Genomic DNA, 26,421 nt, shown 5'->3' on the forward strand with positions numbered 1-26,421 from the left:
GCTAGAGCAGTCTCCGGGTGCCATCCGCTTCGATGAACGATCGGATCACCGACCGAAGGGTTTCGAACACCTGCCCCGCGGACCGGTCGACGAGGTAGTGCGGCATGCCGCCCCGCTCCAACACGGGTCCGGCCGTCGGCGGCACGCCGAGGTACGGCGAGTACATGAGCAGACCGTGTTCGGACCCGAGATCGGCGCCCAGCGCCGCGAAACCGGGGTACCCCGCCACTTGGTGCACCTCGAAACCGTCGGTCACGTCGGCGTAGCGCGCCTTGAACTCGGCGAACCGCTCCACCGAGCGGCGAACGCGGCTGTGGAGGTCCTCCCGGCGGTCGTGGGCGTGCGCGGCGGTGAGAGGGCCGTCCGGATCCATCACCAGACACCGGTAGGCGCCGCCACGCGACAGGAATGCCAGGACCGCGTTGCGGAACAGGGCCGGGCGCTCGGTGGTGGTCAAGTAGCCGGCGCACGTGTTCAGCGCCGTGCCCATGTCCACGACCTCCCGGTCCGCCGTGGCGAGCAGTCTGGCCTTGTCCGCTTGTGACGGGCGTTCCCGGTAGACGTGCACCGCCGAGCCGTCGGCGAAACCACGTCCGGCGAGCCACAGCCGTTTCGCCGAGGCGCCCTCCGGTGCGAGCAGGTGGACGAGCTTGCCCTCGAACTCGCCCACGGCTTCGAAATCGGTCACGTGGTCACCGCCGATCCGGTGGACCTCCTCCGAGATCGCCAGGCAGTCACGAGGGGTCACGTGCTCCAAGTGCGACACGAAGTTGATTCCGGGGGTGTGCAGGGCGCTGGAGTCGCCGCGGTAGCGGATCGTGTCCTTGTGGAGCGCGACGCGGACGTGCAGTCCGCTGAGCACCGCCATCCGCGCGAAGTGCTCTCGGAGGTGGTGCAGGTCGTCCCGGACCAGCCTGCGGCCCATCACCAGCGCCGTGTCCAGGGCGACGCTCTCGTTGTCGTCGTGGAAGGCGAAGATGCCGCCGTCACCCTGCCAGGACCACAGTTCGGCGCGTCCGCAGCCGTTGGCCGCCGCCAGCTCCGACATGCCGGTCACCGTCCGGTCGCGGAACAGGTCGAACGCGCCGGCGACCCGGTCGCGCGGGTGGTCGAGAACCGCGTTCGAGTACCCCGCGGCATCCACCACCAGGAGGTACACGTTCTCGTACGTACGTCCGGCTTCGAAGCGTTCCACTACGGCGACATTCCCCCTCGGTCTCGTGGGGACCAGCATGCCGCAGCGGCGGGGTGCCGCTCACGCCGCGCTGACCACCACCCTGAACAGGGTGAACGTGGCCAGGAACGGACCGGCCGTGAGGTCGGCCAGCCAGGCGTCGGCGGCGGGGCGGGTGATGCGGCCCGTCTCGACGGCGCGGTGGGTGTTGCGGGTGAGGCCGAGGAGTTCGTCGGCGGTGGCGAAATCCCGCAGCAACAGGGCTTCGGTGTCGATCGTCACGACGGTCAGGCCGGCTGCCGCGGCGAGTCGGGCCAGTTGGCGGCCGACGACGGGGTTGGTCATGATCCGGTCGCAGATGAACCGGTTGAACGCGAGGTTCGTGGCGGTCGAGCCGGGGTCCACGGCGAGGGTTTCCCAGTCCGGTTGAGCCAGCGCCGCACGGCCGCCGGGACGCAGGACGCGGCGGAGCTCGGCCAGGACGCCGGCCGGGTCGGCCACCTGGTGCAGGACCCGGTCCACGCGCGCACGGTCGACGCTGCGGTCGTCGAGGGGGAGCGCGTGGGCGTCGCCCAGCCGCACCTCCACGGGCAGCCCGGCGGTGCGCCTTCTCGCTTCCTCCACCATGGTCTGGTCCAGGTCCACGCCGATGACTGCGCCTGCGCGTTCGGCCATGGCGGGCAGGTCCGTGCCGGGACCGCAACCGACGTCCAGGGCGGTGTGGTCGGGCCGGAGGTCCAGGGAGTCGAGCAGCCGCTGCTTGTAGGCGCGGCCCGCTTCCGCCGCGTGGTCCAGGTAGGTGATGGGGTCCGGTCGCGTCAGCATGCAGCCAGGCAACCACAGCCGTGTGGAGATCCTGTGGAAGTCCTGTGCGGGGTCAGCGGGGGACGCGTTTGCCCAGGAAGCGGATGACGTCGGGGACGATCTTGCGGTAGAAGACGTCGTCGTGGCCGCCGGGGGTGATCGAGCCGACGGCGAGTTTGGTGCCCGCGATGAACTTCCGCGTTCCCGCGATGAACTGGTCCTTGTCGCCGACCCACACGCCGGTCGGGGCGGTGCCCTGCTTGTCCAGGTTCTTCAGCGGGTCGAGCGAGGCCCACTGTTCCGGGCTCCTGAACGCGTTCCGCTTCGACATCTCGGCCCAGTCGGTGAGCAGCGCGGGCGAGATGGCGGCGATGGCCTGGGCCGGGTCACGTCGCTCGTGCCGCCGGCGTGCGTAGAGCAGTGCGCCGAAGCCGCCCATCGACACCCCCGTGCAGGCGAACGGCGCGCCGTAGCCGCGTTCGGCCAGCCACCGGGGGACCTCCTCCAGCAGCATCGCCATCGGGTCGTCACCGGGCATGTTCTCGTGCCAGTAGTGGTTGTCGCCGTCCACCGCGACGAACCCGAACGGCGGGATCTGGCCTCGACCGACGGCCGCCACCAGCACCTCGGGCATCCCGCCGACGGCGGCCAGGCGGGCGTTGCCGTAGCGGCCGTGCAGGAGGATCGACATGGGCAGGCCCTTGGTCGACACCCCCGGCGGCACCATGGTGAGCAGGTCGACGTCACGGCCCCGGAACTCGGAGCGCACCCGTTCGACCTGCACGACGGCCCGCTTCACGGCGGGCACCGGTCCGGCCACACCCACAGCGTGCCGCATCGCCTCACCGAACGGCGCGTCGCTGTGCCACGCCGCTGTGATCCCCACGGTGGCCGCGACACCCGCCCCCAGTGCGCCGAGCACCGTCCGCCTGCTGACCATGTTCTCCCCCAGCCGATCCCTCCATCACATCGCGCGAGGTGGACCGGGTGTTTCGTTCAGATCGCCGACTGCGCCCGAAGTTCCGCGATCCGTTCCGCCGAGTAGCCGAGCCCGCGCAGCACGTGGTCGGTGTGCTCGCCGAGCGCGGGCACCGAGCCGGGCGTCCACTCCCAGGCGGTGGAGTCGACGGGCGGCCGGAGGACGGTGATGCCGCCGTCGGGCACCGGCACGTGGGCGAGTCGGTCGCGGGCGGTGAGCTGGGGGTGGTCCGGCAGGTCGGCGACGCTGCGGGTGCGTGCGGCGGGGACGTCGGCGCGGTCCAGCGCGTCGATCAGGTCGACGGCCGTCCAGGCGGCGAAGTCGAGTTCGGCGTGCAGGGCGGCGCGGTGGGCGACGCGGGAGCTGACGGTGCCGAACCGGGGGTCGTCGGCCAGGTCCGGTCGGTCGAGGAGGGCGCACAGCCGGCGCCACTGCGGGTCGTTCTGCACGGCGAGGTGCACGGCGCCGTCCGCGCACGGGAACGGGCCGTACGGGGCGATGCTCGGGTGGTGCGCGCCGGTGCGTGGCGCGGCCTGCCCGGTGCCCGCCGCGTACAGCATCGGCTGGTGCATCCACTCGGTCATCGCCTCGAACAGCGACAGCCGCAGGGTGGCCCCCTCGCCGGTGCGGGCGCGGTGCAGGAGGGCGGCGAGCACGGCGGACTGGAGCTGCACGCCCGCCGCGATGTCGGCGACCGAGATGCCCGCGCGTGCGGTGACGTCACCATCGCCGGTCAGCTCGACCAGCCCTGCCTCCGACTGCACGAGCGCGTCGAACGCCTTGCGGGACGCGTACGGGCCTTCGTCGCCGTAGCCGGACAGTTCGCCGACCACCAGATCGGGTTTCACCGCACGGAGTGAGGATGCGTCCACACCCAGTCGACGCGCGGCGTCGGGTGACAGGTTGCACAGGACCACGTCGGCGGCGACGACGAGCTCGTCCAGCACCTCCCGGCCCGCCGGGTGCTTCAGGTCGAGCGTCAGCGACTCCTTGCCGACGTTCGTCCAGGCGAAGTACGAGGACACCGAGCCGCAGGCGCTGTCGTAGTGGCGGGCGAAGTCGCCGCCGTCCCGCCGTTCGATCTTGATCACGCGGGCGCCGAGGTCGGCCAGCAGCCGGGTGGCGTACGGGACGGCGACGGCCTGTTCGAGGCTGACGACGAGCACGCCGTCCAGCGGTCTCACGCGACGACTCTCTCGGCGCAGGTGTAGACGTTCATCGAGTCGCCGCGCAGGAAGCCGATCAACGTCACGCCCTGCTCTTCGGCCAGTTCGGCGGCCAGCGACGAAGGCGCCGACACGGCGGCGAGCACCGGCACACCGGCCATCGTGGCCTTCTGCACCAGCTCGAACGACGCCCGTCCCGACACCATCAGCACCGTCCCGCCCAGCGGGATCCGGTTCTGGAGGACCGCCCAGCCGAGCACCTTGTCCACCGCGTTGTGCCGGCCGACGTCCTCGCGCACGACCAGCGCCTCACCTGACGTGGTGAACAACCCGGCGGCGTGCAGGCCACCGGTCGAGGCGAACACCTTCTGCCGCTCGCGCAGCTCGTCCGGCAGCGCCGCCAGGACCTTGACGTCGACGGTCGACGTGTCGGCGGCGGGGGAGAAGCGGGTCTTCAGCTTCACCGCGTCCAACGCCGCCTTGCCGCACACGCCGCAGGACGAGGTCGTGTAGAAGTTCCGCTCGACGCCCACCTCGGGCGGCGCGACACCGTCGGCCAGGCTCAGGTCCAGCACGTTGTACGTGTTCATGCCGTCCGGCCCGGTGCCCTCGCAGAACCGCGCCACGGCGATGTCCTCCAAGCCGCCGATGACGCCCTCGCTGAGCAGGAAGCCGTGCGCCAGCTCCACGTCCTGGCCCGGCGTGCGCATCGTCACGCTCAGCGCCTTGCCGCCTACGCGCAGTTCCAACGGCTCCTCTGCGGCCAGTGCGTCGACCCGCTTGCGGAACGTCCCTCGCGCGTAGGTCACCACTGGGCGACGCACCGTGACTCGCCCCATGTGAAGCTCCTTCGCTCGTGTGCCCGCTGTCCAGGTTACGGAGGTGGCTGGGTGATCTTGGACCTGGTTAGAGTCGGGCGGGTGGATGACTACGACGTGGTGGTGGTCGGCGGCGGGCACAACGCGCTGGTGGCGGCGGCGTACCTGGCGCGGGCGGGACGCACGGTGCTGGTGCTGGAGAAGCTCGACCACGTCGGTGGCGCGGCCGTGAGCTCGGAGGCCTTCACTGGGGTTCAGGCGCGGTTGTCCCGGTACTCGTACCTGGTCAGCCTGCTGCCGAACCGGATCGTCGCGGATCTGGGGTTGCGGGTGTCGCTGCGGTCGCGGGCGGCGTCTTCCTACACGCCGGCGGGGGATCTGCTGGTGGAGCGCGATCCGGGTTCGGCGACGGCGGCGTCGTTCCGGGCGTTGACCGGTTCGGACGCGGAGTTCGACCGGTGGCGGCGGTGGTACTCGTCTTTGGAGGCGCTGGCGGGGGCGGTGTCGTCGACGATGTTGGAGCCGTTGCCGTCGCGTGCGGACGTTCGGCGGCGGGTCGACCCCGAGTTGTGGGACCAGGTCGTGGAACGGCCGTTGGGTGAGGCGTTGGAGTCGTTGTTCGCGCATGACGTGGTGCGCGGGGTGGTGGCTACTGACGCGTTGATCGGCACGCACGCGTCGTTGCACGACCTGAAGGCGAACCGGTGCTTCCTGTACCACGTGATCGGCAACGGCACGGGGGAGTGGCAGGTGCCGGTCGGCGGGATGGGCGCGGTGACGGGGGAGTTGGCGCGGGTGGCGCGTGAGGCCGGGGTGGAGATCGTCACCGGCGCCGAGGTCACGCGGGTGGACGTGGACGGTGTGGTGGGTGAGGTCGAGTACGACGGGCGCACGGTGGGCGCGCGTTTCGTGCTGGCGGGGGTGGCTCCGTCCACTTTGGACCGGTTGCGCGGTCGGTCTTCGGGGGTGGTGGCCGAGGGGTGCCAGGTGAAGGTGAACATGCTGCTGGAGCGGCTGCCGCGGTTCCGGAGCGGGGTGGACGCCCGGGTGGCGTTCGCGGGGACGTTGCACCTGGACGAGTCGTACGGGCAGTTGGAGTCGGCGTACCGGGAGAGCGCGGCGGGGCGGGTGCCGTCGGTGCTGCCGGCGGAGATGTACTGCCACACGTTGACCGATCCGTCGATCCTCGCGCCGGAGCTGGTGTCGCGGGGGTGGCACACGTTGACGTTGTTCGGGCTGCACACGCCGGCGGGGTTGTTCGAGCGGGACAACGTGGGGCTGCGGGGTGAGCTGGTGGGGCGGTACCTGGCCGGGTTGAACGCGTACCTGGAGGAGCCGATCGAGTCCTGCCTGGCTTCCGATGCCGACGGGGAGCCGTGTTTGGAGGCGCGGACACCGTTGGACCTGGAGGCGGAGCTGGGGCTGCCTCGGGGCAACATCTTCCACGACGAGCTGGCGTGGCCGTTCGCGGAGACGGAGGACGAGGTCGGCCTCTGGGGCGTGGAGACGGACGTGGCGAACCTGTTCGTGTGCGGGGCGGGGGCGCGGCGTGGCGGCGGGGTCAGCGGGATCGGCGGCCACAACGCGGCGATGGCGGTGCTGGGGCGGTCGGCCTGACCTGAGCGTTGAATACCTGAGCGTTGAATTCGGGGGTCCTGAACGTAGGACACGGTGGTCCTGAACGTACGACTCGCGCGTTCTGAACGTAGGACTCTCGCGGGGTCAGAGGCGGGCGAAGAGGTCGGTGATCAGGTGTTGGGCCTGGTCGGCGTTCGCGTTGGACGTCACCGTGATCTTGACCGTGCCGCGGCGGGCCACGACGGCGGTGTGGACGACCTCGCCGGTGACGGCGGTGGCGCGGTAGGCCTCGTCGTGGAAGTCCGGCAGCTCGGTGGCACGGGCGTGCTCCTTGCGGCCCTCGGCGAACGACGCCGCGTCCGCGCCCGTGTCGAACCGGACCTCCGTCATGCCGCCGTCGTACGAGCAGCGCACCACGTTGCCGGTGATCGTCTGGCGGGGATGGTTGAGCTTCAGCCCCAACGCCGCGCCGACCACGTCCTCCGGCGCGTCCTCGCAGTTCACGCCCGCCGAGTCGGTGGCGGTCGGCGTCGGTGACTGCTCCGCGGTCGGCGGTGGGGGAGGCGTCGGCGTACCCGTGCACCCGCCCAGCGCCAGTAGCGCCACGGCGGCGAGCACGGTCCTGATCACGCTGAACTCCCTGCGGGTCGGTTGCCCGTAGGTTCGCCCGAACGGCCGCAGACGTTACCGGCGTCGGGTTCGCGTGGCGGCGAGCGCCAGGCTGACGACGCCGCCCAGCAACGCCAGCGCCATGTCCTTGTGCGCGTCCCACATGTCGCCCTGCTGGCCGTTGTACGCCTCGGCCAAGTCCGGCGCGAGCGCCAGCGCGATGCCCCACTCGAACAACTCGTAGACCGCGCTCGTCGACACCACCACTTCCAGCGTCCGCAGCCACCCGAGCCGGCCCACCACGATCCCGGCCAGGCACAGCCCGTACGTGAAGTGCACCAGCCGGTCGAAGTGGTTGCGCTGCCAGGAGAACACCTCCGACAGCCGGAACCCGAACACCGCGTCCGTCCACATGTCGTACGGGACCGACGAGTACAGCCAGCGCGCGGCGACCGTGTGCAGGGACAGGAACAGCAGCACGAGCAGCCACGAGCCCAGCGGCAGCGGGTGGCGGCGCTGCACCCAGGCCAGCGCGACCAGCCCCACCACGGTCAGCGACGTGTGCAGCGCCTGTTCACCCGGCCACAGCGGCTGCCACCACGTGATCGCCAGAAGGACCAGGAACGCGCCTAACGACGACCAGTGCCCCCTCGTCATGCGGCGGACGGTACCCGGCTCAGGTCTCGATCTTCTCCAACCGCACCACGATCGACTTGGACGTCGGCGTGCCCGACACGGTGGCCGTGGAGTCCAACGGCACCAAGGAGTTCGCCTCGGGGAAGTACGCCGCCGCGCAACCCCGTGCTGTCGGGTAGGACACCACCCGGAACCGCTCGGCACGCCGTTCGGTGACGCCCGTCGGGTCGTCCGGCCACTCGCTGACCAGGTCCACGTGCTGCCCGTCGAGCAGGTCGAGCACGTCCAGGTCCTCCGGGCTGACGAACACCACCCGCCGGCCGTCCTTCACACCCCGGTAGCGGTCGTCCAGCCCGTAGATCGTGGTGTTGTACTGGTCGTGGCTGCGCATGGTCTGCAACAGCAGCCGACCCGGCGGCACCCGCAGCACGGTCAGGTCGTTCGCCGAGAAGTGCGCCTTGCCGGACCGCGTCCCGGTGAACTCACGGGCGTCGCGCGGCGCGTGCGGCAGCACGAAACCGTCCGGTCGGCGCACCCGCTCGTTGTAGTCGTGGCAGCCCGGCACGACCCGCGCGATCCGGTCCCGGATCAGGTCGTAGTCCTTCTCGAACTCCTCCCACGGCACCGGGTGGTCCGGCCCGAGCACCGCCCGCGCCAGCCGGCACACGATCGACACCTCGGACAGCAGCCGGTCGCTCGCGGGCGTCAGCCGTCCTCGGGACCGGTGCACCACCGACATCGAGTCCTCGACCGTGACGAACTGCTCGCCGGTGTGCTGGAGGTCGCTGTCGGTGCGCCCCAACGTCGGCAGGATCAACGCCGTGCGCCCGTGCACGACGTGCGACCGGTTCAGCTTGGTCGACACCTGCACGGTCAGGTCGAGCTTCCGCATGGCCGCCTCGGTGACGCGGGTGTCCGGGGAGGCCGCGACGAAGTTGCCGCCCACCGCGAAGAAGACCTTCGCCTCGCCGTCGCGCATGGCCCGGATCGACGCCACCGTGTCGAACCCGTGCTTGCGCGGAACCGGGATGGCGAACTCGGACTCCAGCGCGGCGAGGAACTTCTCCGGCATCTTCTCCCAGATGCCCATGGTCCGGTCGCCTTGCACGTTCGAGTGGCCGCGCACCGGGCACAGGCCGGCGCCGGGCTTGCCGATCATGCCCCGCAGCAGGGCCACGTTCGCGATTTCACGGATCGTCGGCACGGAGTGCTTGTGCTGGGTCAACCCCATGGCCCAGCAGAAGATCGTGCGCTGCGACTCGGCCAGCATCCGGGCCAGCAGCTCGACCTGCGCGCGCGGCAGACCGGTGGCCACGTCGACCGAGTCCCAGTCGAGCCCGCGCACGTGGTCGGCGTACTCGGCGAAACCGACCGTGAAGCCCTCCACGAACTCCTTGTCCACCGCGTCCCACGACAGCAGCAGGTTGCCCACCGCCTGGAACAACGCCTGGTCGCCGCCGAGCCGGATCTGGAGGAACTCGTCGGCCAGCTCGGTGCCCGCGCCGAAGACCCCGCGCAGGTTCTGCGGGTTCTTGAACCGCATCAGCCCTGCCTCCGGCAGCGGGTTCACCGCCACGATCTTCGCCCCGTGGCCCTTCGCCTCCTCCAACGACGTCAGCATCCGGGGGTGGTTCGTGCCGGGGTTCTGCCCCACGACCACGATCAGGTCGGCCCGGTTGAAGTCGTCGATGCTGACGGAGCCCTTGCCGATGCCGGTGGTCTCCGACAGCGCCGCACCGGACGACTCGTGGCACATGTTCGAGCAGTCCGGCAGGTTGTTCGTGCCGAACGACCGCACCAGCAGCTGGTACAGGAACGCGGCTTCGTTGCTCGTGCGGCCCGACGTGTAGAACACGGCCTCGTCCGGGCTCGCCAGGCCGTTCAGGTGCGAGGCGATCAACGAGAACGCGTCGTGCCACTCGATCGGCTCGTAGTGCGTGGCCCCCTCGCGCAGCACCATCGGCTCGGTGATCCGGCCCTGCTGGCCCAGCCAGTAGTCGGTCTTCCCGGTGAGGTCCGCGATGGGGTGCTCGGCGAAGAACTCCGGCCCGACCCGCCGCCGGGTCGCTTCCTCGGCCACCGCCTTCGCGCCGTTCTCGCAGAACTCGGCGATCTTGCGGTGCCCCTGCGGCTCCGGCCACGCGCAGCCCGGGCAGTCGAAGCCCTCGCGCTGGTTGAGCAGCCGGAACGTGGCCGCGGTGCGGGTCAGGCCCATCTGCTCGACCCCGCGCTTGATCGACACCGCGACGCCGGGGATGCCCACCGCCCACTGCTTGGGTTCGCTGACGTCGAGCCGGGACTCGTCGATGTCGTGCCGGGGAGGCTTGCGGTCCATACCCCATAGTGTGCCGCCGGCGCACCCCGCGCGAGCACGCCGGCGGTCTGTCCGATCGCCGGTCGCGGTCAGGGTGACGCGGGACCGCTGTCACGGGCCCCAAGGGGTTGCGAACGGCCCGTGTATCCGGCGTCCTCACCTGCGACGAGCCGGTGATCAACGTCAATTGTGAGCGGCGCCACTACCGAGCGAATCGTCCGAACGGGTGACCCGTCGCTCCCGGCAGCCGTCGGGGTGGTCGTCAGGGACCGATTCGGGACCGCGTCACCAGGCCGGTTCAGTCCGGGCAACCGTCGGCCGGTGAGGACGGCGCGCCGAGGTCGAAGTCCAGGCCGGGAGGCAGGGACGGCTCGGCGAACGCGGGCGCGAGGTAGCCGCGCTTGGCCGCCGAACACGCGATCGAGTGAAGCGAGCCGGCCGACGCGTCCGCCCACAGGCCCTCCACGCCGGGGCTGCCCGTGCGCACCGCGTACCGCACCTGGAACCGGGACAGCGCCACCACGTCCAGCGGCCCGCGCACGGCGTCCGGATCAGCGGGCACGAACGCGTAGGCGAACGTGTAGTCCGTGCGCACGACCAGCTCACCGTCCGGTCCGGCCTCGGCGGTCATCTCGCCCCGCACCTTCGGCTCGACCTCGGCCAGCCGCGAGCCCTTGTCCACCCGCGTCACCACCAGCGCCGCCTCGCCGTCGTTGCGGCCGTCGAACAGCACCCGCAGCGAGTCGCGCAGGTCCGGCGCGAACAGGCCGAAGAACGGCTCCAGGTCGTGGTCGCGCACCACCCGCCGGTCCAGCCGGGCCGCGATCACCGCCTCACGAACCCGCTGGTAGGCCGCCGCGACCTGGTCGGCCGAGTGCGTGCCCACCTGCCGTGCGTCCGGCGCCACCACACCGGCCTCGCCATCGGCCCACGACGCCGCCGACGTCCCCGCGAACGGCTCGTCCAGGTCCACCGACGGTTGTCCCGCCGGCGAACCGGACTGCGTCTCGAACACCGCCCACGCCAGCAGCAACGCCGCCACCGCGATCGCCAACCCGCCCCAGAACCGCCGCCGGGGCCGCCTCGGCAACGACTTCAGCCGCCGCACCCGCGCCTCGCGCTCGGCCCGCCGCACGGCGTCCCGCGCCCACCCGTTGCCCTGGAGGTCCGGATGGTCCTCGATGCGGTACTCGTCCACGTGCCACCCCAGTCTTCCTCGCGACCCCGGTCGCGAAGCCTCACGGAAACCGCTAGCAGGTATCTGGTTAGAAGTCGATACCCGCTCCTCCGTAGACTTCGACCGTGACTGAGACGCCCACCGCACCGCAGCGTTCCGAACTCCCGCCGGCGTGGAACCCGGCCGAGGTAGAGGCCGGACTGTACGAGCGGTGGGTCGAGCGCGGCTACTTCACGGCCGACGCCACCAGCGACAAGCCGCCGTTCTCCATCGTGCTGCCGCCGCCGAACGTCAACGGCAGCCTGCACATGGGCCACGCGCTCAACCACAGCATCATGGACGCGCTCAGCCGCCGCCGCCGCATGCAGGGCTACGAGGTGCTGTGGCTGCCCGGCACCGACCACGCGGGCATCGCCACCCAGACCGCGGTCGAGCGCGACCTGGCCGGCGAGGGCAAGTCCCGCCACGACATCGGCCGCGAGAAGTTCGTGGAACGCGTCTGGGAGTGGCGCGAGGAGGTCGGCGGCCGGATCCTCGGCCAGATGCGCCGCCTCGGCGACGGCGTCGACTGGTCCCGCGTCCGCTTCACCATGGACGAGGGCCTGTCCCAAGCCGTCCAGACGATCTTCAAGAAGCTCTTCGACGACGGTCTCATCTACCGCGCCGAGCGCATCATCAACTGGTGTCCGCGCTGCCAGACGGCGCTGTCCGACATCGAGGTCGACCACTCCGAGGACGACGGCGAACTCGTCTCCATCCGCTACGGCTCCGGTGACCGCTCGATCGTGGTCGCGACCACCCGCGCCGAGACGATGCTGGGCGACACGGCGGTCGCCGTCCACCCCGAGGACGAGCGCTACCGGCACCTCATCGGCACCGAGGTCGAGGTGCCGCTGACCGGCCGCTACGTGCCCGTGGTCGCCGACGAGCACGTCGACCCCGAGTTCGGCACCGGCGCGGTCAAGGTGACCCCGGCGCACGACCCGAACGACTTCGAGATCGGCCGCCGCCACGACCTGCCCGCGCTCACCGTCATGGACGGCCGCGGCGTGATCACCGCGCACGGGCCGTTCGAGAACATGGACCGCTTCGAGGCTCGCCCCGCCGTCGTCGCCGCCCTGCGCGAACAGGGCCGCATCGTGGCCGAGAAGCGCCCGTACAAGCACTCCGTCGGCCACTGCTCGCGCTGCGACACCGTCATCGAGCCGCGCCTGTCCCTGCAGTGGTGGGTGAAGGTCGCCCCGCTCGCCGAGGCCGCCGCCGACGCCGTCCGCGACGGCCGCACCACCATCCACCCGCCGGAGCTGGCCAAGCGCTACTTCGACTGGGTCGACAACCTCAACGACTGGTGCATCTCCCGGCAGCTGTGGTGGGGTCACCGCATCCCCGTCTGGTACGGCCCGAACGACAAGGTGATGTGCGTCGGCCCCGACGACGAGCCGCCTGGTGAGGGCTGGGTGCAGGACGAGGACGTGCTCGACACGTGGTTCTCGTCCGGCCTGTGGCCGTTCTCCACGCTGGGCTGGCCCACGCAGACGAGCGACCTGGCCAAGTTCTACCCGACCAGCGTGCTGTCCACCGGCTACGACATCCTGTTCTTCTGGGTCGTCCGGATGATGATGTTCGGCCTGTACGCGATGGACGGCAAGCAGCCGTTCGACCACGTCTTCCTGCACGGTCTCATCCGCGACCAGTACGGCAAGAAGATGTCGAAGTCGCGCGGCAACGGCATCGACCCGTTGGACTGGATGGACGCCTACGGCGCCGACGCCACCCGGTTCACCCTGCTGCGCGGCGCGAACCCCGGCTCCGACCTGGCCATCGCCGAGGAGTGGGCGGCCGGCTCCCGCAACTTCACCACGAAGCTGTGGAACGCCACCCGTTTCGCGTTGGGCAACGGCGCGACCGTCGACCGCCCGCTGCCGCCGCGCGACGAGCTGACCGACGCCGACCGCTGGATCCTCGACCTGCTCGACCAGCTCGTGTCCGATGTGGACGGGCAGTTCGAGGCGTTCCAGTTCGGCAAGCTCAGCGAAGGGCTCTACCACTTCACGTGGGACGAGTTCTGCGACTGGTACCTGGAGTTGGCCAAGGTCCAGATCGCCGAGGGCGGCGCGCGCGCCGAGGCCACCCAGTCCGTGCTCGGCCACGTGCTCGACGTGGTGCTGCGGCTGCTGCACCCGCTGACGCCGTTCATCACGGAGACGCTGTGGACCACGCTGACCGGCGGCGAGTCGCTGGTGATCGCGGACTGGCCGAAGCCGACCGGTGTCGCGCGTGACGAGGTCGCCGCCACCCGGATCGAAGGCCTGAAGAAGCTGGTCACCGAGATCCGCCGGTTCCGCTCCGACCAGGGCCTCAAGCCGGCGCAGAAGGTCGCGGGCAAGGTGCGCGGCGCGTGCTGCGTCGACCTGACCGACCAGGTGGCGGCCGTGCGGGCGCTGTCCCGGATGACCGAGCCCGGCGACGACTTCTCGGTGACCGTGTCCCTGGACGTCGGCCTGCCCGCCGGCACGGTGAAGGTCGAACTCGACCTGTCCGGCACGGTCGACGTGGCCGCCGAGCGCAAGCGGCTCGCCAAGGACCTCGCCGTGGCCGAGAAGGAACGCGCCCAGTGCGAGGGCAAGCTCGGCAACGCCGCGTTCCTGGACAAGGCGCCGGCCGAGGTGGTGGCCAAGATCCAGGCGCGGCTGGCGGCGGCCGAAGCCGAGATCGAACGCATCCACGCCCGCCTCGAGACCCTGCCGCAGGAGCAGCAGTCGTGAGCGGGTTCGAGACCGGTTCGCTGGAGGAGCTGCGCCAGGTCGAGCTGGAGCTGAACACCCGGTGGCCCGAGACCAAGCTGGAACCCAGCCTCGACCGCATCCGGGCGTTGGCGGACCTGCTCGGCGACCCGCAGCACACGTACCCGGTCGTGCACGTCGGCGGGACGAACGGCAAGACGTCCACGTCGCGGATGATCGACGCGCTGTTCACCCGGATCGGGCTGCGCACCGGCCGGTACACCAGCCCGCACCTCCAGCTCGCCACCGAGCGGATCAGTGTGGACGGCGTGCCGGTCAGCCCGGAGCGGTACGTCGAGATCTACCGCGACATCGAGCCGTACCTGGCCCTGGTGGACTCTCGCGGCGAAGTGCCGATGAGCAAGTTCGAAGTGCTCACCGGCATGGCGTTCGCGGCGTTCGCGGACTCGCCGGTGGACGTGGCCGTGGTCGAGGTCGGCATGGGCGGGTCGTGGGACGCGACGAACATCGCCGACGGCCGGATCGCGGTGATCACGCCGATCGGGCTCGACCACGTCGAGTACCTGGGCAACGACCTCGCGGGCATCGCGGAGGAGAAGGCCGGGATCATCAAGCCCGGTGCGGTGGCGTTGCTGGCCAACCAGGACCCGGCGGTCGAGCAGGTGCTGCTGAAGCGGTGCGCCGAGGTGGACGCGTCCATCGCGCGGCTGGGGTCCGAGTTCGGCGTCGTCCAGCGGGACGTCGCAGTGGGCGGGCAGATGCTGCGGCTGCAAGGGCTCGGCGGCGAGTACGACGAGGTGTTCCTGCCGCTGCACGGCGCACACCAGGCGGCGAACGCGGCGTTGGCGTTGGCGGCGGTGGAGGCGTTCTTCGGCGCGGGAGCCGATCGTCGGCTGGACGTCGACGCGGTGCGCGAGGCGTTCGCCACGGTCAGCTCGCCGGGCCGGCTGGAACGCGTCCGGTCCGCGCCCACCGTGCTGGTGGACGCCGCGCACAACCCACACGGCGCGGAGGCGTTGGCGAAGGCGCTGGACGAGGAGTTCGGGTTCCGCAAGCTGGTCGCCGTGGTCGGGGTGATGCAGGAGAAGGACGCGGTGGGGATCCTCAGCGCGTTGGAGCCGGTCGTGCAGGAAGTCGTGCTGACCGCCAACTCCTCGCCCCGGGCGATGGACCCCGACCTGCTGGCCGGGATCGCGATCTCGATCTTCGGCGAGGACCGGATGGTCGTGCGCCCGCACCTGGACGACGCGATCGAGGAGGCCGTCCGGCTGGCCGAGGAGAGCGACGACGGCGACATGCTGGCCGGTGGTGGTGTCGTGGTGACCGGCTCGGTCGTCACGGCCGGTGACGCGCGGGCGCTGTTCGGCAAGGAGCCGTCATGACCTCGCCCGACACGCCCGGACCGGTGCCCGCCCCGGCGCCCAAGAAAGACCCGATGAAGTCGTTCCGCGCGATCATGGCGGTCACCCTGATCCTGGAGGCGATCGTCGTCGCCCTGGCGCTGCCGGTGGTGGCGAAGCTGGGCGGCGGTGTCGGCACGGGGATGGGTTACCTGGTGTTCGGGCTGATCGTCGCGTTGATCGGGACGTGCGCGCTGGTGAAGCGCTCGTGGTCGGTGTACGTGATCGCGGCGATCCACCTCGTGATGGTGGCGTCGTGGTTCGGGATGACCGCGCTCGGCGGTATCGGCGTGGTGTTCGGCCTGGTCTGGGTGTACCTGCTGTGGCTGCGGCGTGAGGTGGTCAAGCGCATGGCCGAGGGTCGGCTGCCCAGCCAGCGGAGTTGACCCCTACCGCTTGACCGGCCGGTAGAGCGACCACACGATCGCGTAGCAGACGGCCTGCAAGCCGAGGGCGATCATCGCGTGGGCCAGCCACGCCCCGGCGAGCGTCGGTCCGCCCCACGCCCCGTTGAGGAGCGGGTCGGCGGTGAACAGGTGTCCGATCGCGCCGATGGTGTCCGGCCAGAACGGGTACAGCCAGCCGCGCGCCACGAGGTACAGGGCGAGCGCCGTGGGCAGCGCTGCGGCGAGTGCTCGGCCCATCCCCGGGCGGAGCTGGAGCCTGAGGTTGTTCATGGCGTGAACGCTAGGCGCGACCGCTGTTCGGGGCGTCGTACTGCGGTGCCGACTTCGCTGTAGTACTGCGGTAGTGGTCGGTCCGTACCCAGGTACGACAGGTCGCTCTGCGTTGGGCCTGTGGGCGACGGGTCGCGTTCACCCGGAATTCGGCTTCACCGGTTACAAACCCGCACATGAGCGATGGTGTGATGAACCGGCGGACGCTGCTGCGCGCCGGTGCGATCGGTACGGCCGCGGCTCTTGTGCCGGGCGGTGTGGCGTTGGCGCGTGGGGATCGGCCGGTGCTCACGCACGGTGTGCAGTCCGGTGACGTGACGTCCGACGGCGGTCTGGTGTGGACGCGCGCCGACCGTCCGTCGCGGATGGTGGTGGAGTTCTCGTCGGACCCGTCGTTCCGGCACGCGAAGACCGTGCGCGGGCCGCTGTTGACGCCCGAGTCCGGTGGCACGGGTCGGGTGCGGCTGCGTGGACTTCCCGGTGGGCGGGAGGTGCACTACCGGGTCGTCGCCGAGGACCTGGACGGCCGGACCCGCAGTGAGGCCGTGTCCGGCAGCTTCCGCACTGCCCCGCACGGCCGTGACGACGTGCGGTTCGTGTGGTCCGGTGACGTGGCGGGGCAGGGCTGGGGGAGCAACCCGGACCTGGGCGGTATGCCGATCTTCGGGGCGATGGCCGCCCGCCGTCCCGACTTCTTCATCAACAGCGGTGACACGGTGTACGCGGACGGTCCGCTGAAGGAGTCCGTGACGCTGCCCGACGGGCGGGTGTGGCGCAACCTGGTGATCCCGGAGAAGCTGAAGGTCGCCGAGACGCTGGACGAGTACCGCGGCCAGTTCGCGTACAACCTGCTCGACCCGCAGTACCGGTCGTTCGCGGCCCAGGTGCCGATGATCGTGCAGTGGGATGATCATGAAGTTACCAATAACTGGTACCCGGGCGAGATCCTGACCTCCCCTCTTTACACCGAGAAGCGGGTCGACGTGCTGGCCGCGCGGGCATTCCAGGCGTTCCACGAGTGGCAGCCGATCGACCCGCGGCGGGCGGTGGACGGGCGGGTGTACCGGAAGTTCTCGTACGGCTCGCACGTCGAGGTGTTCGTGCTGGACATGCGGTCGTACAAGGACGCCAACACGTCCCCGCGCGACGGCCAGGGTGTCGTGCTGGGCGCCGAGCAGGCCCGCTGGCTGGTCGACTCCCTGGACCGCAGCCGGGCCACCTGGAAGATCATCGCCGCGGACCTGCCGATCGGGCTGACCGTGCCGGACGGGACGGACATCGAGGGCGTGGCCAACGGTCTGCCGGGCGCGCCGGGCGGTCGTGAGCACGAGCTGGCGTGGGTGCTGAGCGAGCTGAAGCGGCGGCGCGTGCGCAACACGGTGTGGCTGACGGCGGACGTCCACTACACCGCGGCGCACCACTACTCGCCGGCGCGGGCGTCGTTCCAGGACTTCGACCCGTTCTGGGAGTTCGTCTCGGGTCCGCTGAACGCGGGTGCGTTCGGCCCGAACACCCTCGACCCGACGTTCGGCCCGGAAGCCGTCTTCGTCAACGCCCCACCAGCTGCGAACACCACCCCGTTGGACGGGTTCCAGCACTTCGGCGAGGTCGAGGTGTCGCGGGACGGCGAGCTGACCGTGTGGCTGCGTGACATCAAGGGCGCGTCCCTGTGGAGCAAGACCCTGCAACCCGAACGGCGGTGAGCTGTTGACTCTCGGGTGACCCGAGACCTCACAGTGGTGGTGTGACGGACGAGCTGATGACCATCGGGCGGTTCGCGCACCTCAGCGGGCTGACCGTGCACGCGCTGCGGCACTACGACGACGTCGGGCTGCTCACGCCCGACGTCGTCGACCCGGCGTCGGGCTACCGGCGTTACCGGCGCGAACAGGTGCGCCGCGCCCGGCTGATCCTGGCGCTGCGCTGCCTCGACCTGCCGATCGAGGAGATCCGGCGGGTGATCGACGGCGGTGACGCGGACGAGGTGCTGACCGGTCACCGACGGCGGCTGGAGCGGCAGCGGGACGTGCTTGCCGAACGGCTCGGAGACGTCGACCGATACCTGGAGGAGGGGATCACCGTGTCCACACCCCACACCGGCGTCCGCCCGGTGCAGATCAAGATCGCCGTGGACGACGCCGCCACCGCGGTGGAGTTCTACAAGGCCGCGTTCGACATGAGGTACGAGGTGACCAGGCGGGCCGAGGATGACGACTACTCGTCGTTCGTCTTCGGCGAGTACGGCACCGACGGGTTCTTCCTGTTCCACGTGGTGGAGCACCGTTCCGACACCGACCGTCCCGGCCCGAGCACGTTCGGCCTGCTCGTGCCCGACTTGGACGAGTACCACGCCAGGGCCGTCAAGGCGGGCGGCGTCGAGGTCGTGGCCCCGCGCGACGCCGTGGGCATGCCGCGAAACTCCGCGGTGAAGGACCCGTCGGGCAACTGGATCTGGCTGTACCAGGAGTGACGCAAGGTTCTGCAAGCACTTGCAGCCATCTGGGCCTTGTTCGGACCGAGATTGTCGTGGTTTTGTGCACCTCGCCCCGGCTTCCCGCCGGGGTGTGGTTGCAAATTCTTGCGACAAGGAGGTCGCGATGCGTCGGGCCGTCGCCGCGCTCATCGCCCTGGCCGTTGTGCCGTTCGTACCACCATCCACCGGCGCCGCGCCCGAAGTCCAACGGCTCGCCGTCGGCGCCGTCACGGACATCGCGCCCGGCGTCCAGAGCGGCGACAAAGCGCTGGCCAAGGACGCCTTGCGGGCCGACCTCACCGGTGAGCGCTTCTACTTCGTGATGCCCGACCGGTTCGCCAACGGCGACCCGCGCAACGACCGGGGCGGCACGACCGAGACCGACCGGCTCAAGAGCGGCTACGACCCCGCCGACAAGGGCTTCTACCACGGCGGCGACCTCAAGGGCCTGCACGACAAGATCCCCTACCTGCACGACATGGGGATCACCGCGATCTGGATGACCCCGATGTTCCAGAACCGCTGGGTGCAGGGCTCCGGCTCCGACATCTCGGCCGGCTACCACGGCTACTGGACCACGGACTTCACCAAGCTCGACCCGCACTTCGGCACGACCGACGAGATGCGGCGGCTCATCCGTGAGGCGCACGACCGAGGCATCAAGGTCTTCTTCGACATCGTCGCCAACCACACCGCCGACCTGATCGACTACGCCGAGGGCAAGCACGACTACATCGGCACGGGCGCGCAGCCGTACCTGGACGAGCAGGGCAACCCGGTCGACATCTCCGCGATCGCAGGCCAGGAGAACTTCCCGAAGCTGACCGCGCCGTACACGCCGGTCGTCAAGGGCGAGAAGACCCCGGCCTGGCTGAACGACCCGCAGCTCTACCACAACCGCGGCGACTCGACGTTCAGCGGCGAGTCCAACGAGTACGGCGACTTCTTCGGCCTGGACGACCTGATGACCGAGCACCCGGCGGTCGTCGACGGCATGAAGCGCATCTTCACCAGCTGGATCGACACGCTGGGCATCGACGGCTACCGCGTCGACACCGTCAAGCACGTCAACATGGAGTTCTGGCAGGCCCTCGCCCCGCACGTGCAGAAGTACGCGGAGATGCGCGGCAAGAAGGACTTCTTCGTCTTCGGCGAGGTGTTCGACGCCGACCCGGCGCGCACCTCCCGCTACACCACCACCGGCAAGATGCAGGCCACGCTGGACTTCCCGTTCCAGAACGGCGCGGCCACGTTCCTGTCCGGCAAGGGCGCGACGCGACTCGGTGAAGTGCTGGTGGACGACGACCGGTACACCGACGCCGACTCCAACGCCTCCTCGCTGCCGACGTTCCTCGGCAACCACGACATGGGCCGCCTCGCGTGGATGGTCCGAGAGGCCCGTCCGGGCATCTCCGAGGCCGAGCTGCTGGACCGGCTGGAGCTGGGCAACGCCCTGATGTACCTGTGGCGCGGCAACCCGGTCGTCTACTACGGCGACGAGCAGGGTTTCGCGGGCACCGGCGGCGACAAGGTCGCCCGGCAGGACATGTTCGCCTCGAAGACCCCCGAGTACGCCGCCGAGGACCTGATCGGCAGCGACCGGACCGGCGCGGTGGACAACTTCAACACCGACCACCCGCTGTACCGGCAGCTCAAGGGCCTGGCGAAGTTCGTGGACGCTGATCCCGTGTGGCGCAACGGCAACCAGTCGCTCAAGCTCGCCCAGGGTGACGTGATCGCGTTCGGCCGCACGGGTCGCGGCGAGCAGGTCGAGCACCTGGTGGTGGCCAACGCCGGCACCGCGCCCGCGACCGTCGACGTCCCCGCGGCCGGCAAGGGCTACCGGCCGATCTGGCCCGCCGCCGGTTCCCAGGTGAACCCGGTCGACGGCAAGGTCACCGTCACCGTGCCCGCGTTGTCCGCGCTGGTGCTCAAGTCGACCGGCAAGCTCTCCGCCGCCGCGCCCACGCCGACGTTGGCCGTGCCGCCGGTCGGCACCGTGCTGGACGACCGGGTCGAGTTGCGCGCCGACGGCGTCACCTCGCCGTACGCGCAGGCCACGTTCGCCGCGCGGGTCGAGGGTGAGCGCGACTGGCAGGTGCTCGGCACCGACGACGCCGCGCCGTACCGGGTGTTCGCCGATCTCGCCACGCTGCCGAATGCGGCGGCGGGCAAGGACGTCGAGGTCCGGGTGGTCGCCAAGGACGCCAAGGGCATGTTGGGCGCGGACGGCGCGCGGATCGGCTTGGTCGCCGCGCCGAAGGTCGAGCCGCCCGCCACCGTGACGTCCGACTGGCTGGTCGTGCACTACAACCGGCCTGCCGGCGACTACGACGGGTGGGGCCTGCACGCGTGGGGCGATGTCGAGAACGCGCCGACGTGGGACGCTCCGCTGCCGTTCGCCGGTGAGACCCCGTACGGCCGGTTCGCCTGGATCAAGCTCAAGCCGGGCGCCAGATCGGTCGGCATCATCGCCCACCGCGGTGACGAGAAGGACACCGACAGCGACCGGTTCATCGACCCGAGCGCGACGCCGCAGGTGTGGCTGAAGCAGGGGCAGACCGCGGTCCACGCGACCGAGATCGCCGCCACCGGTCAGGCCGTCGTGACGCACACCGGTGACGCCTCAGGGCTCGTGGTGCGTGCGGGCGGCGCCGACTACCCGTTCACAGGGGGAGTGGCGACCGTTCCGGCGACCGCGCCCGTCGAGTTCTCCGTGATGCGCGGTGGCACGGTGGAAGCCTCCGGTCGCACGGCAGGGCACGCGTGGGTCAACGGCGACAAGGTGTTCGCGAGCCTGGCCGCCGCGCAGAACCGCGCGGTGATCCACTACAACCGTCCCGCCGGTGACTACGCCGACTGGACGCTCTACCACTGGACCGGGTCGCTGGAACCGAGCCCGGGCTGGAACGAGTCACGCGTGCCGGACGGCACGGACGGGTTCGGCGTGTACTGGTCGGTGCCGTTGGCGCCGGGTGCCTCCGGCCTGAACAACATCATCCACAAGGGCGACGCCAAGGACCCCGGCCCGGACCAGTTCCTCGACGTCACGGGCACCGGCTACGAGGTCTGGTACGTCTCCGGCTCGACCAGGCCGGACGGCTCGATCTCCTACGTGCTGCCGCCGTCGGGCGGTGCGGGCGTGGAGGACGACCTGACCAAGGCCAAGGCCAAGGCCGTCTGGGTGTCGAAGGACCTGGTGGTGTGGGACGTGCCGGTGGTGGCGTCCGACGGCTACCGGCTGGAGTACGACGGCAAGGTGCTGCGGCTGGAGCCGTCGTCGGACGCCGTTCCGGCGAAGTTCCCGCACTTGCAGGGGAAGCCGGTGTTCCGGGTGCGTGACGGGGCACGGCTGGACGAGGCGTTGCGCGGCAAGCTGTCCGCCGTGCACGTCGACTCCGGTGGTGGTCTGCGGCACCGGACGGGTGTGCAGATCGCCGGTGTGCTGGACGACCGGTTCGCCGGCGCCGCCGCGCAGCTGGCCTACGGGCCGACGTTCGACGGCGGCAACGTGACGGCGCGGCTGTGGGCGCCCACGGCGTCCTCGGTGAAGCTCCAGGTGTTCGACCAGCCCGGCGGCGCGGCCACCACCGTCGACATGGCGCGGGACGACGCGTCGGGCTCGTGGACGGCGTCCGGGGCGTGGCGGGACAAGTTCTACCTGTACGAGGTGACCGTCGCCGGACGCACGGTGACCGTGACCGACCCGTACTCGGTGGCGCTGGCGGTGAACTCCACGCACTCGCAGTTCGCCGACCTCGGTGACACGCGCACCATGCCCGCCGACTGGTCCGGGCACGTCGCCCGTGGCCTGGACGGCGACCCGACCGAGCACGGCATCACCGAACTGCACGTGCGGGACTTCTCGATCGGTGACGCGTCCGTGCCGGAAGGCGACCGGGGCACGTACCGCGCGTTCACGCACTCGTCGTCCACGGGCATGACCCACCTGCGGGAGTTGGCCGCCGAGGGTCTGGACACGGTGCACCTGTTGCCGACGTTCGACATCGCCACGATCCCGGAGAAGCGTTCGGACCAGCAGCAGCCGTCCTGTGACCTGACGTCGTTGCCGGCGGACTCCCAGGCGCAGCAGGCGTGCCTGGCCGAGGTCGCCGCCAAGGACGGCTTCAACTGGGGCTACGACCCGTACCACTACGACGTGCCCGAGGGCTCCTACGCCACGGACGACGCGCAGACCGGGTGGGCCCGCTCCAAGCAGTACCGCGAGATGGTGAAGTCGTTGCACGACAACGGCAACCGCGTGGTGGTCGACGTGGTCTACAACCACACCGCCGCCTCCGGTGACGCGCCGAACTCCGTGCTGGACAAGGTCGTGCCGGGGTACTACCAGCGGCTCGACGCCGACGGCGCGGTCGCCAACTCCACGTGCTGCGCGAACACCGCCACCGAGAACGCCATGATGGGCAAGCTCGTCGTGGACTCCGTGGTGCGGTGGGCGAAGCTGTACAAGGTGGACGGTTTCCGGTTCGACCTGATGGGCCACCACCCGAAGGCGAACATCCTGGCCGTGCGGGCGGCGCTGGACGCGCTGACCGTCGACGCGGACGGCGTGGACGGGCGGAAGATCCGGATCTACGGCGAGGGCTGGGACTTCGGCGAGGTCGCCGGCAACGCCCGGTTCGAGCAGGCCACGCAGGCGAACATGGCCGGGACGGGCATCGGCACGTTCAGCGACCGGCTGCGTGACGCGGTGCGCGGCGGCGGCCCGTTCGACGCCGATCCCCGCGTGCAGGGGCTGGCGTCCGGTCTGGCGGGCGACCTCAACGGCACGCCCGCGAACGGCGACGTGGCCGCGCGGCTGGCGAACTACAGCGACCTGGTGAAGCTGGGCATGGCGGGCAACATGGCGTCGTACCGGTTCCAGTCCACGGCCGGTGGCGTGATCTCCGGGCGTGACGTGTCGTACAACGGATCGCCCGCCGGGTACACGGGCGCGCCGGCCGACGTGATCACGTACGTGGACGCGCACGACAACGAGACGCTGTTCGACTCGCAGACGTACAAGCTGCCGTCGTCCACCTCGATGGCCGACCGCGTCCGGATGCAGAAGGTCGCGCTCGCGCCCGTGCTCCTCGGCCAGGGGCAACCGTTCATGCACGCCGGCGCGGAGTTCCTGCGCTCGAAGTCGTTGGACCGCAACAGCTACGACTCGGGTGACTGGTTCAACCGCTACGACCCGTCGTTGCGGGACAACGGCTTCGGCCGCGGCCTGCCCCCGGCGGCGGACAACGAGGACAAGTGGCCCTACGCCGCCCCGTTGCTGTCCAACACCGCGTTGAAGCCCTCCACGGCCGACATGCGGGCCGCTCTGGGCAACACGGTGGAGCTGCTGCGCATCCGCAAGTCCTCGCCGCTGTTCACCTTGAACGACGCGGCGCTGGTGCAGCAGAAGCTGTCGTTCCCGGCGGCCGAGCCGGGCGTTGTCGTCGCACTCCTGGACGACACCGTCGGCCCGGACACCGACCCCGCCCTGAACGGGATCATGGTGATCGTCAACCCGTACCCGGCGGAGAAGTCCGTCGCGGTCGAGGGCGCCTGGCAGAACCACGCCCTGACCGGCGACAAGGCCACGGTCGACGGCGGTTCGCTCCGCATCCCGCCGCGCTCGGTGGTGGTGCTGACCCGCTAGTCCGCCCAACGGCACCCGGCGCGCAGGACGCGGAATCCCCGCTCCTGCGCGCCGAGCGCTTTCCTGAACCTGGTGGCCACGGCGGACGGTGTCGTCGCGGCGGCTACCCTTGAGCCAGTTGCACGTTTCCGTACGAAGGAGTACTGACCGCCGTGAGCGAGCGCACCCTGGTCCTGGTCAAGCCCGACGGCGTCAGCCGCGGCCTGGTCGGCGAGGTCATCTCCCGCATCGAGCGCAAGGGCCTCACCCTGGCCGCTCTCGAACTGCGCACCGTGGACCGCGCGACCGCCGAGCAGCACTACGCCGAGCACGACGGCAAGAGCTTCTACAAGGACCTCGTGGACTTCATCACCGGCGGCCCGCTGGTCGCCATGGTGGTCGAGGGCTCGCGGGCGATCGCGGCGTTCCGCCAGCTGGCCGGCGGCACCGACCCGGTCGAGAAGGCGACGCCGGGCACGATCCGGGGCGACTTCGGCCTGGAGGTCCAGTTCAACCTGGTGCACGGCTCGGACTCGCCGGAGTCCGCCGAGCGCGAGATCAAGCTCTGGTTCCCGAACCTCTGACGGACCCCGTGGACGGCCCGGACCTCGCTGGAGGTCCGGGCCGTCCGCAGTTCTAACCGACCGGCTGGGCACGCGCCGGTGACGAGCCGATGCCGCCGGGGGCCGAACCGTGCAGCACGACGCCCTCGCGGTGGCCCAACGGCAGGTACATGCGGACGTCGTCGAACCGCACGTCGCCGACCGAGATCACGTTCGGCAGCCGTCCCCACTCGCGGAAGCCCAGGCTCTCGTACAGCTGGATCGCGCCGTGGTTGTTGCCGCGCACGCCGAGCGTCAGCATCTCCAACCCGGCCGCACGGGCGTGTTCGATCACCGCGCCCACCAACCGGGAACCCAGCCCCAGGCCGCGCGCCGCCGGGTCCGCCGTCACCCGCCGCAGCTCGGCCATGTTCGCGAACACCTCACTGCTGGACCGCTTCCACGTCGCCGTGCCGCGCACCACACCGTCCACACGCGCCACGACGAGCGCGCCGTCACCCGGCGAGCCGAGCACGCTGTCCAGCCACGCGTCGGTCTGCGCCCGCACGGGCGGGTCGACCCAGCCGATCGCGCCACCCGCCGCCACCACGGCGTGCAGCACCGCGTGCACTTCGGCCCGAAGTCGTTCATCGGCCACTGTCGGCCAGGTCAGGTCGATTTCCACGCCACCCAGCCTAAAAGCGTTCCGGGATTGTCGGACCCCGCGGCTAACGTGACGCGCGTGACCTCCACCCTCGTCCACGCCAAGGGCCTGACCAAGCACTTCGGCTCCTTCGAAGCAGTCCGGGGCATCGACGTCGAAGTCGCCAAGGGGGAGGCGTTCGGCTTCCTCGGCCCGAACGGCGCGGGCAAGTCCTCGACCATGCGGATGGTCTCCTGCGTCTCGCCGCGCACCGGCGGCGAGCTCAGCGTGCTGGGCATGGACCCGGACGTGGACGGCCCGAAGATCCGCGCCCGGATCGGCGTGGTGCCCCAGCAGGACAACCTCGACACCGAGCTGACCATCCGGCAGAACCTCCAGGTCTACGGCCGCTACTTCGGCCTGTCCCGCGCCGCGGTGCGCGAGCGCGCGGTGGAGCTGATGGAGTTCGCCCAGCTCACCGACCGTGCAGACGCCGAGGTGGAGCCGCTGTCCGGCGGTATGAAGCGGCGGCTCACCATCGCCCGTTCCCTGGTCAACGACCCGGACCTGCTGCTGCTCGACGAGCCCACCACGGGCCTCGACCCGCAGGCCCGCCACCTGCTGTGGGACCGGCTGTTCCGGCTCAAGCAGTCCGGCGTGACGCTCATCATCACCACGCACTACATGGACGAGGCCGAGCAGCTGTGCGACCGGCTGGTGGTGATGGACGGCGGCCGGATCGCGGCCGAGGGCTCGCCGTCCGAGCTGATCCACCAGTACTCGACCAGAGAGGTGCTGGAGCTGCGGTTCCCGCCCGGTGAGCAGAGCGCCGCCGAGGTGCGTGACCTGGCCGAACGGGTCGAAATCCTGCCCGACCGGGTGCTGCTCTACACCGCGGACGGCGAGGCGGCGCTGTCGGCGGCCCACGCGCGAGGTGTGCGGCCGGTGTCCAGCCTGGTGCGCCGCAGCACGTTGGAGGACGTCTTCCTGCGCCTGACCGGTCGGACGTTGGTGGACTGATGGGCACCGGACTCACGGGGACCGGAGCAACGGACCCG

General features: G+C 70.6%; 20 protein-coding genes. 9 read left to right on the forward strand and 11 right to left on the reverse strand.

What is annotated here, in order from left to right; genetic code table 11:
* Nucleotide 1: 1 nt before the first annotated feature.
* Genes F4560_RS39590 through fdhD form a run of 5 tightly spaced genes read right to left on the reverse strand, consistent with a single transcriptional unit; the run spans nt 2 to nt 4,962 of the window.
* On the reverse strand, nt 2-1,195 hold the full coding sequence (locus F4560_RS39590) for a hypothetical protein (protein WP_221483806.1): 1,194 nt from the start codon (nt 1,193-1,195) through the stop codon (nt 2-4).
* A gap of 60 nt (nt 1,196-1,255) precedes the next feature.
* A complete protein-coding gene (locus F4560_RS39595; protein ID WP_184928151.1) occupies nt 1,256-1,999 on the reverse strand; it encodes a methyltransferase domain-containing protein in 744 nt (247 codons plus the stop codon).
* Nucleotides 2,000-2,051: 52 nt separating this feature from the next.
* Nucleotides 2,052-2,918 (reverse strand): alpha/beta hydrolase, encoded by an 867-nt coding sequence (locus tag F4560_RS39600; protein ID WP_184928152.1) that lies wholly within the window; start codon nt 2,916-2,918, stop codon nt 2,052-2,054.
* Between the two features lie 56 nt (nt 2,919-2,974).
* Nucleotides 2,975-4,141 carry a CaiB/BaiF CoA transferase family protein gene (locus F4560_RS39605; protein ID WP_184928153.1) on the reverse strand — a complete coding sequence of 389 codons (1,167 nt, stop codon included), beginning with the start codon at nt 4,139-4,141 and terminating at the stop codon, nt 2,975-2,977.
* On the reverse strand, nt 4,138-4,962 hold the full coding sequence (fdhD, locus tag F4560_RS39610) for a formate dehydrogenase accessory sulfurtransferase FdhD (RefSeq protein WP_184928154.1): 825 nt from the start codon (nt 4,960-4,962) through the stop codon (nt 4,138-4,140). The genes F4560_RS39605 and fdhD overlap by 4 nt, the downstream gene beginning before the upstream one ends.
* An 81-nt stretch (nt 4,963-5,043) precedes the next feature.
* On the opposite strand from fdhD, the gene F4560_RS39615 reads away from it, so the two are divergent.
* Complete coding sequence (locus tag F4560_RS39615) at nt 5,044-6,558, forward strand: phytoene desaturase family protein (protein WP_184928155.1); 1,515 nt, start codon at nt 5,044-5,046, stop codon at nt 6,556-6,558.
* A 105-nt stretch (nt 6,559-6,663) separates the two neighbouring features.
* Here F4560_RS39615 and F4560_RS39620 read toward each other — a convergent pair whose 3' ends face one another.
* The 4 genes from F4560_RS39620 to F4560_RS39635 form a co-directional block, all read right to left on the reverse strand.
* Entirely contained in the window at nt 6,664-7,149 is a 486-nt protein-coding gene (locus F4560_RS39620) for a hypothetical protein (RefSeq protein ID WP_184928156.1), read from the reverse strand.
* Nucleotides 7,150-7,203: 54 nt separating this feature from the next.
* Nucleotides 7,204-7,785 (reverse strand): DUF2238 domain-containing protein, encoded by a 582-nt coding sequence (locus F4560_RS39625; protein ID WP_184928157.1) that lies wholly within the window; start codon nt 7,783-7,785, stop codon nt 7,204-7,206.
* Nucleotides 7,786-7,804: 19 nt separating this feature from the next.
* Nucleotides 7,805-10,099: an FdhF/YdeP family oxidoreductase gene (locus tag F4560_RS39630; protein WP_184928158.1), complete on the reverse strand. Its 2,295-nt coding sequence runs from the start codon at nt 10,097-10,099 to the stop codon at nt 7,805-7,807.
* A gap of 277 nt (nt 10,100-10,376) precedes the next feature.
* On the reverse strand, nt 10,377-11,276 hold the full coding sequence (locus F4560_RS39635; RefSeq protein ID WP_184928159.1) for a hypothetical protein: 900 nt from the start codon (nt 11,274-11,276) through the stop codon (nt 10,377-10,379).
* Nucleotides 11,277-11,380: 104 nt separating this feature from the next.
* On the opposite strand from F4560_RS39635, the gene F4560_RS39640 reads away from it, so the two are divergent.
* Genes F4560_RS39640 through F4560_RS39650 form a run of 3 tightly spaced genes read left to right on the forward strand, consistent with a single transcriptional unit; the run spans nt 11,381 to nt 15,785 of the window.
* Nucleotides 11,381-14,020 carry a valine--tRNA ligase gene (locus F4560_RS39640; protein ID WP_184928160.1) on the forward strand — a complete coding sequence of 880 codons (2,640 nt, stop codon included), beginning with the start codon at nt 11,381-11,383 and terminating at the stop codon, nt 14,018-14,020.
* The gene (gene folC, locus F4560_RS39645; RefSeq protein WP_184928161.1) at nt 14,017-15,381 is read left to right on the forward strand and encodes a bifunctional tetrahydrofolate synthase/dihydrofolate synthase; all 1,365 of its coding nucleotides are present in this window, start codon (nt 14,017-14,019) and stop codon (nt 15,379-15,381) included. The genes F4560_RS39640 and folC overlap by 4 nt, the downstream gene beginning before the upstream one ends.
* A complete protein-coding gene (locus F4560_RS39650) occupies nt 15,378-15,785 on the forward strand; it encodes a DUF4233 domain-containing protein (RefSeq protein ID WP_184928162.1) in 408 nt (135 codons plus the stop codon). Before folC ends, F4560_RS39650 begins: the two co-directional genes overlap by 4 nt.
* 3 nt (nt 15,786-15,788) lie before the next feature.
* On the opposite strand, the gene F4560_RS39655 is transcribed toward F4560_RS39650, so the two are convergent.
* Nucleotides 15,789-16,076, reverse strand: a complete 288-nt coding sequence (locus F4560_RS39655; protein WP_184928163.1) for a hypothetical protein — start codon at nt 16,074-16,076, stop codon at nt 15,789-15,791.
* A 176-nt stretch (nt 16,077-16,252) separates the two neighbouring features.
* Here F4560_RS39655 and F4560_RS39660 point away from each other — a divergent pair, with 176 nt between their 5' ends.
* From F4560_RS39660 to ndk, 4 genes are all read left to right on the forward strand, one after another.
* A complete protein-coding gene (locus tag F4560_RS39660; RefSeq protein WP_184928164.1) occupies nt 16,253-17,779 on the forward strand; it encodes an alkaline phosphatase D family protein in 1,527 nt (508 codons plus the stop codon).
* A gap of 41 nt (nt 17,780-17,820) precedes the next feature.
* A complete protein-coding gene (locus F4560_RS39665) occupies nt 17,821-18,546 on the forward strand; it encodes a MerR family transcriptional regulator (RefSeq protein ID WP_184928165.1) in 726 nt (241 codons plus the stop codon).
* A gap of 127 nt (nt 18,547-18,673) precedes the next feature.
* The gene (gene pulA, locus F4560_RS39670) at nt 18,674-24,199 is read left to right on the forward strand and encodes a pullulanase-type alpha-1,6-glucosidase (protein WP_184928166.1); all 5,526 of its coding nucleotides are present in this window, start codon (nt 18,674-18,676) and stop codon (nt 24,197-24,199) included.
* A gap of 152 nt (nt 24,200-24,351) precedes the next feature.
* Nucleotides 24,352-24,762, forward strand: coding sequence for a nucleoside-diphosphate kinase (ndk, locus tag F4560_RS39675; RefSeq protein ID WP_184928167.1), 411 nt, complete (start codon nt 24,352-24,354; stop codon nt 24,760-24,762).
* A 52-nt stretch (nt 24,763-24,814) separates the two neighbouring features.
* On the opposite strand, the gene F4560_RS39680 is transcribed toward ndk, so the two are convergent.
* Nucleotides 24,815-25,405, reverse strand: coding sequence for a GNAT family N-acetyltransferase (locus F4560_RS39680; RefSeq protein WP_184928168.1), 591 nt, complete (start codon nt 25,403-25,405; stop codon nt 24,815-24,817).
* A gap of 57 nt (nt 25,406-25,462) precedes the next feature.
* Between F4560_RS39680 and F4560_RS39685 the strand changes: the two genes are divergently transcribed.
* The gene (locus F4560_RS39685; RefSeq protein ID WP_184928169.1) at nt 25,463-26,383 is read left to right on the forward strand and encodes an ABC transporter ATP-binding protein; all 921 of its coding nucleotides are present in this window, start codon (nt 25,463-25,465) and stop codon (nt 26,381-26,383) included.
* Nucleotides 26,384-26,421: the final 38 nt, after the last annotated feature.

Source organism: Saccharothrix ecbatanensis, assembly GCF_014205015.1.
Lineage (GTDB): Bacteria > Actinomycetota > Actinomycetes > Mycobacteriales > Pseudonocardiaceae > Actinosynnema > Actinosynnema ecbatanense.